Origin of the sequence: Anaeromusa sp. (genome assembly GCF_028691475.1) — a bacterium.
Taxonomy (GTDB): domain Bacteria; phylum Bacillota; class Negativicutes; order Anaeromusales; family Anaeromusaceae; genus Anaeromusa.
On record NZ_JAQUZF010000072.1, the window covers coordinates 1 to 13,583 of the forward strand.

General features: G+C 50.6%; 14 protein-coding genes. 1 reads left to right on the top strand and 13 read right to left on the bottom strand.

The features are described from left to right. Nucleotides 1-199: 199 nt before the first annotated feature. The 13 genes from PHF27_RS09785 to PHF27_RS09845 form a co-directional block, all read right to left on the bottom strand. Nucleotides 200-955, bottom strand: coding sequence for a LytTR family DNA-binding domain-containing protein (locus PHF27_RS09785; protein WP_300069199.1), 756 nt, complete (start codon nt 953-955; stop codon nt 200-202). Then, nucleotides 948-2,654: a sensor histidine kinase gene (locus PHF27_RS09790; RefSeq protein WP_300069202.1), complete on the bottom strand. Its 1,707-nt coding sequence runs from the start codon at nt 2,652-2,654 to the stop codon at nt 948-950. Before PHF27_RS09790 ends, PHF27_RS09785 begins: the two co-directional genes overlap by 8 nt. Nucleotides 2,655-2,663: 9 nt before the next feature. Then, nucleotides 2,664-3,254 carry a lysophospholipid acyltransferase family protein gene (locus PHF27_RS09795; protein ID WP_300069205.1) on the bottom strand — a complete coding sequence of 197 codons (591 nt, stop codon included), beginning with the start codon at nt 3,252-3,254 and terminating at the stop codon, nt 2,664-2,666. A 2-nt stretch (nt 3,255-3,256) separates the two neighbouring features. Then, nucleotides 3,257-3,946: a (d)CMP kinase gene (cmk, locus tag PHF27_RS09800; protein ID WP_300069208.1), complete on the bottom strand. Its 690-nt coding sequence runs from the start codon at nt 3,944-3,946 to the stop codon at nt 3,257-3,259. 34 nt (nt 3,947-3,980) lie between these two features. Next, entirely contained in the window at nt 3,981-5,276 is a 1,296-nt protein-coding gene (aroA, locus tag PHF27_RS09805; protein WP_300069211.1) for a 3-phosphoshikimate 1-carboxyvinyltransferase, read from the bottom strand. 23 nt (nt 5,277-5,299) lie between these two features. Next, nucleotides 5,300-6,310: a 3-deoxy-7-phosphoheptulonate synthase gene (gene aroF, locus PHF27_RS09810; RefSeq protein ID WP_300069214.1), complete on the bottom strand. Its 1,011-nt coding sequence runs from the start codon at nt 6,308-6,310 to the stop codon at nt 5,300-5,302. A 101-nt stretch (nt 6,311-6,411) separates the two neighbouring features. After that, the gene (locus PHF27_RS09815) at nt 6,412-7,656 is read right to left on the bottom strand and encodes an NAD(P)/FAD-dependent oxidoreductase (protein ID WP_300069216.1); all 1,245 of its coding nucleotides are present in this window, start codon (nt 7,654-7,656) and stop codon (nt 6,412-6,414) included. 111 nt (nt 7,657-7,767) lie between these two features. Continuing rightward, complete coding sequence (locus tag PHF27_RS09820; RefSeq protein WP_300069219.1) at nt 7,768-8,493, bottom strand: pseudouridine synthase; 726 nt, start codon at nt 8,491-8,493, stop codon at nt 7,768-7,770. Nucleotides 8,494-8,528: 35 nt separating this feature from the next. Next, nucleotides 8,529-9,704, bottom strand: a complete 1,176-nt coding sequence (locus PHF27_RS09825; RefSeq protein ID WP_300069222.1) for a D-alanyl-D-alanine carboxypeptidase family protein — start codon at nt 9,702-9,704, stop codon at nt 8,529-8,531. A 15-nt stretch (nt 9,705-9,719) separates the two neighbouring features. Continuing rightward, on the bottom strand, nt 9,720-10,271 hold the full coding sequence (gene scpB, locus PHF27_RS09830; protein ID WP_300069225.1) for an SMC-Scp complex subunit ScpB: 552 nt from the start codon (nt 10,269-10,271) through the stop codon (nt 9,720-9,722). After that, nucleotides 10,253-10,990, bottom strand: a complete 738-nt coding sequence (locus PHF27_RS09835; protein ID WP_300069228.1) for a segregation/condensation protein A — start codon at nt 10,988-10,990, stop codon at nt 10,253-10,255. Before PHF27_RS09835 ends, scpB begins: the two co-directional genes overlap by 19 nt. A gap of 4 nt (nt 10,991-10,994) precedes the next feature. Beyond that, nucleotides 10,995-11,996 (bottom strand): tryptophan--tRNA ligase, encoded by a 1,002-nt coding sequence (gene trpS, locus PHF27_RS09840; protein ID WP_300069230.1) that lies wholly within the window; start codon nt 11,994-11,996, stop codon nt 10,995-10,997. 12 nt (nt 11,997-12,008) lie between these two features. Further along, on the bottom strand, nt 12,009-12,632 hold the full coding sequence (locus PHF27_RS09845; RefSeq protein WP_300069233.1) for a site-2 protease family protein: 624 nt from the start codon (nt 12,630-12,632) through the stop codon (nt 12,009-12,011). A gap of 178 nt (nt 12,633-12,810) precedes the next feature. Between PHF27_RS09845 and PHF27_RS09850 the strand changes: the two genes are divergently transcribed. Next, nucleotides 12,811-13,583, top strand: a 773-nt coding sequence (locus PHF27_RS09850) for a polysaccharide deacetylase family protein (protein ID WP_300069236.1), incomplete at its 3' end; no start/stop codon positions are given.

The following is a 13,583-nucleotide window of genomic DNA, read 5'->3' on the forward strand; positions in this document are numbered from 1 at the left end:
CTTTTTCCTCCTGTTCTTATTTAAAATTTAAAAAGAAAACAGCCTATGCTTGTCTCGCCCTCCTTTCCACCAATCACAGGAATTTCATAAATTTCCTGTTTTTAGCATACAAAAGAATGGAATGCACGACAATACATATGCTGTGAGATGCAGTATATGAGGGGTGAATTACCGCATAGGTCTGTGAATGGTTTTATCATTATAAACCAAAAATACGTTTGAGCGGGCCAGCCTGCTGCCGGCTTACAGGTATCTCCTCGTTAGGCAGGTCTTCTAAGATAATATTGTAAGCTCCGTTAAACCAGGGGATAATTTCTTTCACCTTACGAAGATTAACCAAATAACTGCGATGGCTGCGAAAAAAGCTTTCTTCGCCCAGCCGTTCATGTAGTTCATTCAAACTAAAGCTGGCTGCATAAGTTTTATCCTTTGTTTGAATGCGCACTTGATTGTTCGCCGCCTGCACCAGCAGAATATCCTCTGCATTGATTAAGACGTTTTTGCCTCCATCGTCAATAGCCAGCTTCTCTTTAAAGTAAGTAGGCGAAGGGCAAAAACGATTGTCACTATGACGTTCTTTCCAGGCAGTGCGCACCTTATCCAGACAGCGCCCAATCCTTTTTTGCGAAAACGGTTTCAATACGTAGTCTAAAGCATTCAAATCAAAGGCCCTGGCGGCGAATTCTTCATGGGCGGTAGCAAAGACAAGCAACGGGGCTTCCGGTTTATCGGCAAAAGCCTCTGCCAATAAAAGACCGCTAAGTCCAGGCATCTCCACATCCACAAAGACAACATCCGGCTTTTCTCTGGATACGCCAGCAAGTCCCTCGGTCACGCCAGCCGCTTGACCGCAAACATGAACATCTTCGTGAAGGGAGAGCAAGTAAGCCAGCTCATTGCGAGCATGCATTTCATCGTCCACTAAAAACGCCCGTAATCTGCATTCATTAGGCATGGTATTCCTCTCTTTCATGAGCATGGATGGGTATCCGCAAATAGATACGCGTGCCCTCGCCTGGGACGCTTTCCATCTTCAGCGCGTAAGAAGGGCCATACAGTACTTTTAGACGCTCATTAACATTAGTAAGGCCTACGCCAGTTCCTTTTCCATACCCTAACAGGAGAATTTTTTCCATTACTTTTTCTTCAATTCCCAAACCGTCATCATATACGCAAATTTCCATATGCCCCGCCCGCTGCGTAATGTTCAACCCCACCATCCCGCCGCTCTCTCTGGCTAAAAGACCGTGTTTAACGGCATTTTCTACCAAAGGCTGTAAAATAAATGCAGGCACCTGTATCCCCAGCATGGTGGCGTCAATTTCTTTTTCCACTTTTAACCTTGGGCCAAAGCGCGCTTTTTCCAACACCAAATAGGAATCGACCAATTCTAGTTCTTCCTGAAGGCTGACAAATTCCCGGGAAGATTTCAGCGTGCGCCGAAAAAAATCGCTTAGTTCAATTAACAACGTTCTGGCCTGCTCGGAATCAGTCCGACATAAAGAAACAATGGTGTTCAGAGCATTAAATAGAAAATGAGGATTGACCTGCGCCTGCAAAGCCTTCAATTCCGCTTTGGTCGCCATTTCCGACATTTGCTGCAAACTGGCTAATTCCAACTGCGTACTAAAGATCTGCCCCAAACCTTGGGCAAACTCAATGTCCAATTGATTCATGGCATCGTCTCGGCTATAGTACAGCTTAAAAGCGCCGACAATCTTTTCCCGGCATAAAAGCGGCGCCAATACGGCCGAATGCAACGGACACTCTGCATTGCTGCAGCCAATTTCCCGGCCATTGCGAGCAGTCATTATCTGCCCGCTTTGAATGCATTCTTTCGTTACGGAAGTGACGATTGGCCCGCCTGCCGGATGATGATCCGCCCCTAAGCCCACATGAGCCAGCACCGTATGCTGATTGGTGATGGCGACCGCGGCTGCGCCTGTAATATACCGCACCGTTGTTGCCACCTTTTCCGCCGACAGACGGTTAAGGCCTTGCCGAAAATAAGGCAGCGTGGCATTGGCAATATGCAAGGCTTTATGAGTTTGGATGGCGGCAATTTTAGTCTGGTGCTCACGAGCGTTATAAATAATAATCATAAAAGCTGCAATACCTAAGCCATTAGCCAAAACCATCGGAAGCAAAGCCTGAATAACCAAGGACTGAGCCACTATATCCGGTTTGGCCAAAAACCAGATCAAGCCCATGCTAAACAAAACCACCGTTGTACTAGTGACCATGCCGGTCACCACTTCCGGCGTCCTCGGCCGCATGCGATAGTGAATATACCCCGCTAAAAAGCCTGCCAAAATCGTGGAAATCCCGCACTCCACCGCCGTAAAACCGCCGATAAAAATCCGGTGCAATCCACCGATAATGCCAGCCACGCCGCCCACAAGAGGTCCGCACAGCAGTCCCCCTACAACAACGCCGGTATCCCGCACATTAACTAGCGCCCCTTCTACAGGAACGCCCATATACGTTCCGCCGACAGACAATGCTGAAAAGAAGAGCATCAGAATAAACTGCTCTCGCAAAGTAGTTTCTTCTTTAAAAAGATAGCGAAAAGCTCTGGTATGAGAAAAAATGTACGCAATAACAGAAAGGATCGCAATACGCTGCAATAAAATTACGGACAAGCTTTCTTCCATCACCGTGACTCACTCACTTTCTTTTTGCGCCATGAGCATTCCAATTTCCCGCATAATCCGTTGACTTAAAGCATCAACCGCTTCCTTAACCGGTTTTGTACGCTCTACAGGAATCGCCTTGCCGAAATACACGGAAAATCGAGGCCAACCGCCGCTGCGAAAATCAGTTCCCTGCACCGCCACAGGTACAACGGTGGTTCCCGTCTTGAGGGCCATCATCGCCATACCGGGCTCCGGTTCGCCCAAAACACCGTTTTTCCCCCGCGTACCTTCCGGAAACACGCCTAGAACCTGACCCGCCACCAGGATTTCCAACATGCGCTTGACTGCCTGGCGGTCTGCGCTGCCCCGTTTAACCGGAAAGGCTCCTAACCAACGAATTGCGCCTGCAAAAACCGGCACCTGAAACAATTCTTCTTTGGCCATAAAATAAATACGACGCGGCAATTGACACCCAATTACGGGCGGGTCAAAATTACCGATATGATTAGACGCTATAATAACAGCGCCAGTAGCAGGAATGTTTTCCACTCCGTAAACACGACAGCGAAAGACAAGCCGAAACAGCCAATACAGAAAAAAACGCACTAGGCTATACATAGTCAGACCTTCTTTCCCGCATCCCGGTAAACTTGACAAAGCCCTGTAATTTTCGCCACCACATCGTCAATGCTCAAACCGCTGGTATCTAAGAGATAGGCGTCTGCCGCCTGCACAAGCGGCGCCAGCTCCCGCTGCTCATCTTGCTTGTCTCGGCTCTCCATTTCAGCGGCCACAAGAGATTCTTCTAGCACTTCTCCCTTGGCCTGCAGTTCCAGCCAACGGCGATGCGCCCGTTCTTGAAGAGAGGCGGTAAGAAACACCTTCACCTCTGCTTGCGGAAACACAGCCGTGCCGATATCGCGCCCGTCCATAACAACGCCGCCAGCAGCTCCCATTTCCCGCTGCAGAGAAAGAAGAGTCTTACGAACCTGAGGCTGTTGAGCGTAAACAGATACTTGGCGGCTGATTTCCGGACTGCGAATGGCCTCGCTGACATCTACGCCACCCACTAACACCTTTGCCGCACCTTCCCCAGGCAGCAGTTCCAGCTGCAGCTTTTCCAGCAACACCGCCAATTCTTCTTCCTGGTCAGCTCCAATGCCGGCTTGCGTCGCTTTCCAGGCAACAGCCCTATACATAGCGCCAGTATCAATATACACATACCCCAACTGCTGCGCTACTTTTTTAGCAACAGTGCTTTTGCCGGCGCCAGCCGGCCCATCTATGGCAATTACTACTTTTTTCCCCATGAACTCGTATTCTCTCCTCCCGGTTAGCGCCATGCTACTTGGCAAAGCTTGCCAACACCTCATAAAAATCAGGGTAGGATATTTCTACGCAATCCGCTCCCTCAATAGTAACTCCCTGCGCCGCACTGCCAGCAATAGCCAACGACATAGCAATTCGATGATCATGATGCGCGAAACAAGTTGCCTCCTGCAACGAATGGCCTCCTTCAATAACCAAACCATCCTCTTTTTCTTCAATCACCGCGCCCATTTTCCCAAACTCCAGAGCTACCGCATGCAGACGGTCTGTTTCTTTTACCCGCAGTTCTTCCGCCCCGCTGATAACAGTTTTTCCGCTTGCAAACATAGCGGCAACCGCTAAAATAGGAATTTCATCAATCAGGCGGGGCATAATTTCAGCGCCGATTTCACATCCCTTTAATGCTGCAGAACGCACTAGAATATCTGCAATATCTTCATTCCCGCTGCGTCGACGGTTCAAGACCGTTAAATCCGCCCCCATCTGCTCGAGCACATCCAAAATGCCGGTTCGAGTGGGATTTAAGCCTACATTTTCAATCGTCACTTCACTGCCTGGAACAATCGAGGCGGCAACCATCCAAAAAGCCGCGGAACTAATGTCCCCTGCAATATCAATGGCCGGCGGCGCTTCCAGCTCCTGCGCCGGCTGCACCGTCACCGAAGTCCCTTCTCTGGTCACTTTCACGCCAAACAACTCCAGCAAACGCTCCGTATGATCCCGCGAACGGTGCGGTTCGCTTACGGTAGTCGGAGAATCAGCGAAAAGACCAGCCAGAAGAATGGCCGACTTTACCTGGGCGCTGGCCACAGGAAGGTCGTAATTAATTCCTTTTAGCGTCGGATTAGGCCCGATAGCCATGGGTATATTGCGTCCATCCTGGCGGCCCGCTAATTGGCTGCCCATCATGCGGAGCGGCTTTACAACCCGCCCCATGGGACGTTGGCGCAAAGAAGCGTCGCCGGTAATAATGCTGAAAAAAGGCTGCGCTCCTAAAATACCGCTCAACAGGCGCAGGGTTGTTCCTGAATTTCCAGCATCAAGAACATCTTCCGGCTCTTTCAGCCCGTAAAGACCATTGCCGCTGACCGTCAGCACCCCTTCTGCATCCTTTTCCACCTTCACCCCTAAAGCGCGCATGCAGCGCACTGTAGAAAGGCAGTCAGCAGCATATAAGAAATTGCTCAAACGAACTGGTCGTTCGGACAAGCCTGCCAGCATCACTGACCGATGGGAAATGGATTTGTCTCCTGGCGCGACAATCGTTCCTTGCCACTGACGCACTGGTTGAATGACACGTGTCTGGGTCATAAGACATCCTCCTCAATATTAATTCAGCCTTTACGGCCCACTACTGCGGCAATAGATGACAAGGCCTGCATCATCTGCTCAAAATTCTGCGGCGTCAAGGACTGGAAGCCGTCGGAGACGGCCTCTTCCGGACACGGGTGCACTTCAACAATGACTCCGTCCGCGCCAGCCGCCACAGCGGCCAAGGTCATAGGCGTCACAAGGCGCCATTTGCCGGTTCCATGGCTGGGATCGGCAATCACCGGCAAGTGAGTTAAATGTTTAGCCAAAGGCACTGCGCTCAAATCTAAGGTATTGCGAGTGTATGGCTCAAAGGTACGAATGCCTCGTTCGCAAAGCACAATGGCGTCGTTGCCGCCGACCATAATGTATTCCGCCGCCATGAGCCACTCCTCTATTGTCGCTGAGCTGCCTCTCTTTAACAGCACTGGCTTATCCGCATGGGCAATTTCTTTCAGCAACGCAAAATTCTGCATGTTCCGCGTGCCGATTTGCAGCATATCCACATACTTGCAGACGGTCTCCACCGCTCTAGGATCGGTTACCTCTGAAACTACAGGCAAGGCCACTTCATCGGAAACAGCGCGCAAAATCCGCAGACCTTCTTCTTCCAAGCCCTGAAAACTATACGGCGACGTTCTCGGTTTATAGGCCCCGCCGCGCAGCATCACTGCACCAGCAGCTTTGACCAGGCGAGCCGTTTCCGCAAACTGCTCATAGCTTTCCACGGCGCAGGGACCAGCAATAACCGGCACCTGTTCGCCGCCAAAAACAACTTCGCCGACGCGAATCAGGCTGTTTTCCGCTTGAAAAGAACGGCTGACAAGCTTAAAGGGCGTCCGCGTCTGCACTACTTTTTCCACGCCATCTAAGCGTTCGAAAGCCTCGGGGTCTACATCGTCATTTTCCCCGATCGCCGTAACCACTGTCCGCCCGCCTGTCTGCCATACTTGGGCATCCAGGCCGCACTGGTGCAATTTTTCCAACACTCGCTGCACTTGCCCGGGAGTAGGCATTTGCATAAATATGATCATGACCAGCCCTCCGATACGTTTTCACAAATCTGCTTCTATCTTAATTTTAATTCACGCTGCCCCTTGCATTTTCCTTTTCCCCAGACTAGTTTACTGCATTTTTATTGCGCAGCGCTGCGGCCCGCCAAATAACCGGTAGAAAATGCCGCCTGCAGATTAAACCCGCCTGTGTTGCCGTCAATATCCAGCACTTCCCCAGCCAGATACAACCCCTCTACCTTTTTAGACTTCATGGTACGCGGATCTACCTCATTCACGCACACGCCTCCGGCGGTTACAATAGCTTCCGCCAAGGGTCTAGCTCCGGTCACCGTAAAAGGCAGCGCTTGGAGCAGCTCCAGTAAACGATGACGCTCCTCTCGCGTCAGTTGGCCAATCTCTTTCGCGGTATTAATAAAAGCCAAATCCAGCACTACCGGTCGCAGCGAAGCTGGCAGCAGCTCGTCCAGACAATGTACCGCCTTTTTACGGCCTAAGGAAGCAAAATCCCGTGCCAGGCGTTTATCCAACACTTCCGCTGTCAGCGCCGGCTTCAAGTTAACGCGTATTTCCACAAAACTGCCTGCGGCTACAGCCATGACCGCCTGGCGGCTCAACGTCAGGATAATCGGTCCGGATAAGCCAAAGTGGGTGAAGAGCATTTCACCAAACTCTGAGGCCACGCATTTTTCGTCCACCCATAGCGAGGCTTCAACATTGCGAAGAGACAAGCCCATCAATTCTTTTACCCACTCTTCTTCCACTTCCAGTGGAACCAGCGCCGGCTGCAGCGGCGTTAAGGTATGCCCGGCCGCTTCGGCCATGCGATAGCCGTCGCCGGTACTGCCTGTTCCTGGATAGGAAGCGCCGCCGGTTGCCAATATCACGGCGTCGGCCTTCTCCCGTCTGCCGTCAGCCAGCGTGACGCCGCAAAGACGCTCGTCCTCTTGCCACAACTCCTGCACAGGAGTTTTTAAACGAAAAGCCACGCCGAGGCGGCGCAAGGTATGTTCAAAAGCCGCCACTACATCAGCCGCCTTTTCACTGACCGGGAAAACTCTGCCGCCGCGTTCTTCCTTCGTCTCCACGCCGGCGCAGCGCAGCATTTCCCGCAAAGCGTCATTATCCAAGGCGTTCCAGGCGCTATAAAGAAACTTGCCGTTTCCTACCATGTTTTTGAGAAACCGCTCCCGCTCTCCGACATGGGTCACATTGCAGCGTCCCTTGCCGGTAATGCCTATTTTCCGCCCTGGACGACCCATTTTTTCGTATATTGTCACCGCAGCTCCAGCCTCGGCAGCCGCTAAAGCCGCCATGAGACCCGCCGCGCCAGCGCCGATAACGGCAATTGTTTTCCGCTCTTCCATATAGTTCTATCCTTTCATCAATACAAAACCGACTTCATTTGTTTTTCGGACCACGCTTATATTTCTACTTCGATATATCAAGAAAGACCCTATTATAGGGTCTCTCCATATCTACTCTGGTTTAAACTGATATAAGTCGGCCACTTCTTCCGTCGTCAAGTGACGCCATTTTCCTCGGCGCACGCCTTGAAGCGTCAAAAAAGCAAACCGGATTCGCTTTAACGACCACACTGGAAAGCCGATGGCGTCAAACATCCTGCGCACTTGCCGATTACGCCCTTCACGCAGCACCACCGTCAACACGGAGCGGTTTTTTTCGTGCAAAACTTCCTGCAGCCGCACTTCTACTGGCGCAGTTACACCATCTTCCAAGCGAATGCCGGCCCGCAAGCGATCCAGCTTCTCTTCCGAAGGAATGCCTTTTACCTGTACCAGGTATTCTTTCTCGACCTGATGCCGTGGATGAATTAAAGCTTGAGTCAATTCGCCGTCATTCGTCAACAATAACAGACCTTCCGTATGGTAGTCCAACCGCCCTACGGGATATACGCGGGCGTCAATTCCCTCTAATAGGTCCAGAACCGTTTGGCGTCCTTCCGGGTCTTTGGATGTCGTCACACAGCCCTTGGGCTTATATAAAAGTAAATATACAAGCTTTTCTTTCGCTACCAGACGACCATCCACCTGAATACGGTCTTTGCCCGCATCCACCTTGGTTCCCATTTCGGTTACAACCTTTCCGTTCACCTTTACATGCCCTTCACTGATTAAGCGTTCCGCCTCACGGCGTGAAGCTACTCCGGCATGACTCAATATTTTCTGCAAGCGTTCCTGCATTTCCGCCTCCTTAATTTTCCCAAGACAGCCGTATTCTAGGCTTGTCTTCCATCCGACAGCAGCCTGGCAAAGGCCACTTTTACCCAAGTCCACACATCTTCCGCCGAGAGAGCCGCCAAACGAAATAAGGACCGCCGCTCCACGTCTTGTCCGGCCAGAAGCGGCATTACCGTCACTTCTTCCTCCCCGCGCAAAATCCGTACCGTGCCGACAACATCGCCCCGGCGTACCGGAGCGGCAATGGTGTCTGGTTTTTGCACCGCAAGGCGGTAGGTATTGCCTGCGCCGTTACGCGATTCCGGCACAACAATATCCTGCGCAACATATAAAGAAATCTGTTTTTCCAAACCATCTAAAACAGCCACATCCGCTACCTTTTGATTTTGCAACAGCAGATTTTTAGCTTTAACAACGCCAAAGCCGTAATCCAAAAGCGCAATGGAATCGTCCCACATGCGTTCGCTGTCTAACACCACCGAAATTAATTGCAAGCCGTTGCGTTTTACCGCCGAGACCAAGCAACGGCCCGCAGCGTCCGTATAACCGGTTTTAACGCCATTAGCGCCAGGATATAACCAAAGCATCCGATTCTCGTTGAAAATTTCCCGATCATAGCCTTTACCTGGCCAAGGCATGACCCGGCGTTTAGAAGAGACAATCTCCGCAAATAACGGCTGCGTGCGATATCCATAAGCGGCAATCCTAGCCAAGTCATGGGCTGTCGAATAATGCTTAGGGTCCGGCAACCCGCTGGAATTGGCAAACTGCGTATTTACAGCGCCAATTTCTTGCGCTTTTTGCGTCATCAAACGAGCATAGGCCGGCACCGAGCCGGCAATGTGTTCAGCAACAGCCACTGTCGCATCATTGCCCGAAACCAGCATGATCCCATATAACAAGTCTAAAAGTCTTTGCTTTTCTCCAGCTTCCAGGTACAACGACGATCCTTCGGTTTCATGCGCCGCCTTACTTGCAACAACCCAATCATCGAGTCGCCCCTTTTCAAGAGCCACCAGCAAGGTCATCATCTTGGTCGTACTGGCTGGATACCGGCGGCTTTCCGCATCTTTGGCGTACAAGACTTCCCCTGTCGTTGCATCCATGATAATAGCGGCTTTTGCCGTCACTGCCGGTGTCGCTTGCACCGAGCCAACTGTCAAACTGTAAAAAGCACTGGTAAAAACGAATAACCAGAGAATTTTTCGCGCCATGAAAATCCGAAACTCCTAACCTTCATTTTTTTCTTCGGTGTTGGCAGCTTCATTCGGCAGCAAGTTCTGCAAATCAGGTAACTGCTGCAAATCGCGCAGGCCAAAGCATTCCAAAAAGTCTTCGGTCGTGCCGTATAAGATAGGGCGCCCCAAAGATTCTTTTCTTCCCACTTCACGAATCAAGCCTCGTTCCACTAATTGCGTGAGCACTTTGTCGATACGCACACCGCGAATTTCTTCCATCTCTTGCTTCGTCACAGGCTGCTTAAAGGCAATAATAGCCAATGTTTCCAGCGCTGGCGCTGACAACTTGCTTTCACGAGCTCCGGCCAGCGCGGTAATCAGCGAAGCCCACTCTTCTTTTGTGCCTAATTGAAAACCGCCCGCCACTTCATAGAGCATGATGCCCCGTTCGCTTCGGCCATATTCTTCCTGCATTTCCGCCAGAAGCAACAAAATATGTTCTTCCTCCACTTGCAGCACTTCCGCGAGAACCGAAACAGATACAGGTTTTCCGTGGGCAAACAAGAGCGCCTCCAACGGCGCCTTCAAGTGCTGATAAAACAAGTCTGTTCCTCCTCGCAAGACAAAATGATTTCCATCGGCCCGAAGGACTGAAGCTGCCGCACGCGCACCCGCTGTAAGCGAACCAGTTCCAGCACCGCCAAAAACGAAGCGATCACTTCCCCCCGCGAGCCACTGCGAATCAGCAAATCTTCAAAAGGAACACAACGACGTTCTTGCAACAGGCGTACCACATCGGCCATTTTATCTTGAATACTGATTTCTTCTCGTTCTACGACCGCCTGCGTTTGGGGCAGGCGGCTTTCCCACAACGCCGTCAACGCTTGTAAAAGAACTTGCGGCGTGAGACCTGCAGGCAACGGGCGGGCTGGTTCCGGCAGCTGTGACGGGCGCGTATAAACCCCCTGCCTCAATTGCCAGCGCTCACCCAAAAGCTGGGCCAGCATCTTAAATCGCCGATACTCCAAAAGCCGATCTACTAATTCCTTGCGCGGGTCCAGTCCCTCTTCTTCCTCTTCTTCGACAGCAGCCACCGGCAGAAGCAGCCTGGACTTAATTTGCAACAATGTAGCGGCCATTACTAAAAATCCACTGGCAATCTCCATGTTGAATTCTTCCATCTCGCGCAAGTACGCCAGATACTGCACCGTCACATCGGCAATCGGAATATCGTAAATATCCAGTCTGTTTTTTTCAATTAAATGCAGCAAAAGAGCCATTGGCCCCTCAAAGCCTTCTAAGCGGATGCGATATGCTTCCATTCGCTTAGTTCGGCAAATGCATAACTTCGCGAACGCTGCGCATGGTTTCGTTGGCTACTTTGCGCGCCTTTTCAGCGCCAGCAGCCAAAATTTCGTACACTCGCTCCGGCTGCTGCTCCAGCACGACTCTCCGTTCGTGGATTGGAGCCAAGGCGCCCGCCATATGGTCTGCGAGACGTTTTTTACAGTCTACGCAGCCGATTCCCGCTTTGCGGCATTCCTGGTCAATTTCTGTCACTACAACAGCCGGTGAAAATACCTTATGGAAGGTAAATACCGGACAAACATCCGGGTTTCCTACATCAGTACGGCGTACTCGCTGCGGGTCGGTTACCATTTGCCGTACTTTTTCACGAATCTCTTTTTCACTGGCGGCAAAAGGAATCTCATTGCCATAGGACTTGCTCATTTTACGTCCGTCCAAGCCCGGCAGCAGCGAAGCCTGGCTCAGCATTTCCTTCGGTTCCACAAAAACTTCCCGTCCGTAAAGATTATTGAAGCGCCGCACGATCTCCCGGGTCAACTCCAAATGGGGCAGCTGATCAATACCTACCGGCACCGTGTCCGCCTTATACAAGGCAATGTCTGCCGTCATCAGCTCAGGATAGCCCAAAAAGCCATAGGTATTGATATCTTTGCCCTGGCTGCCCAATTGCGCCAGTTTATCTTTATAAGTAGGCACCCGTTCCAACCAAGACAGAGGCGTCATCATCGAAAGCAGCAGATGCAGCTCTGCATGCTCCTTGACCTGCGACTGAATAAAGATAGTATTTTTCTCCGGGTCCAGGCCGGCGCTCAGCCAGTTCAGCGCCATTTCATACGTCCGTTGCGGCAGGGCTTCCGTATTTTCAAAAGTCGAAGTCAACGCATGCCAATCTACAACACAAAAAAAGCATTCATATTGGTCTTGCAGCTTGACCCAGTTTTCCAACGCTCCTAAATAGTTCCCCAGATGAAAATTTCCAGACGGCTGCATGCCGCTGAAAATGCGTCCTTTTACTGTCATGTTGAAATCCTCCTAAAAAAATAAAATGCCAACAATGGTTTGAATGGCAAGATATAATGCAATTTGAAAAGGATAAACAATAGTACCGATAACGCCTATATACACTAAGGCAATAAGAACTACCGGACTATAAGGAGTAATCCTTTCATATAATTCGGCGTATTTCCAAGGCAGAAATAAACTAATTACTTTAGAGCCATCCAACGGCGGAATAGGCAGCAAGTTGAAAATCGCTAATATAATGTTATAATCTCTTGTCCAAGCTAGTACTTTCCACACTTCCGGAATTCCCAGCCCCCAGACTTTACAAGCTCCTAAAGCGATTGCCGCTACCAAAGCCATCACTGCATTACTGAGAGGACCTGCCAAGGAAACCCAGATCATACCGCTGCGGTACGACTGAAAACGATTGGGATTAATAGGCACCGGCTTGGCCCAGCCAAATTGCGTCAGCCAAAGCATCAGCAAACCTACTGGATCCAAGTGAGCTAGCGGATTCAAAGTTACTCTGCCAAGCTGGCGCGGTGTATCGTCCCCCATGGCCACAGCTGCTCTCGCATGGGCATATTCATGCACGGTTAAGGCAATCAAAAGAGCCGGCACACGAAAAATCAAATCGGCATCTAACGAAAACACGCCATTCCTCCTTCATTCAACCATAACTAGTTGTCGCTAAATCAATATTATATCCTACTTTCTTCGGGAACGCAAAATCCTGTCCCCTCTTAACAAGCTCGTTTTACTGTGCTAGAATACGAACTGGATCAGTTGTCCAATATTTCAAATCACTATACACAAAGGAGTCTTGTTTATCATGAAGTCCCCCCGTTTTGTTTTTTCGCGACGCGCCTTCGCTTTGTCCCTGTTCAGCGCTATTTTGCTCTGCGCCGCCTTCCCCCTAATTACTTGGGCGATTCAGCTCTGGGACGTTCCGATTGCTGTAGATGAACCTTCGCCGACACTTTCGCAAAGCAATAGCTCGCCCGCCATCTTTATGTTGCCAGAGCATCCTGGCGACGAGCCCTTAGCGGAAGAAGGCCGCCCTTTGTACGACTCCTATCTTACCAATGAACGCCTGCGGGCCAATCTCCCCCTCAGTCTTCCAACTGCGCAGCCCTATAAAGCCGCCAAAGTAGTTTATCTTACCTTTGATGACGGCCCTGATCCGCAAAATACGCCGGCGGTTCTGGATATCTTAAAAAAAGAACAAGTTAAGGCTACCTTTTTTTTAGTGGGTACGCAAATCGAAAAACATCCTGATCTAGTAAAACGCCTTTTTGCCGAAGGTCAGGCGATAGGCAATCATACGTACGATCATATTTACAAAAGCCTATACCAATCGCCGCAAAGTTATGTAGCGCAGCTAAACCATACTGACGAGCTGCTTAAATCCATTATTCTTTGCCGTCCCCGCATTTCCAGAGCTCCCGGAGGCTCTACAGGCAGCTTCAACAAAGGCTACTGGGAGTTGCTTAAACAAAATGGCTACATAGAAGTAGGCTGGAATGTTTCCTCCGGCGATGCTTCGGCAGCCAAGGCCGCGGCGATTGAAAGCAACGTATTGACCCAAATGAAGCAAACTTTTTT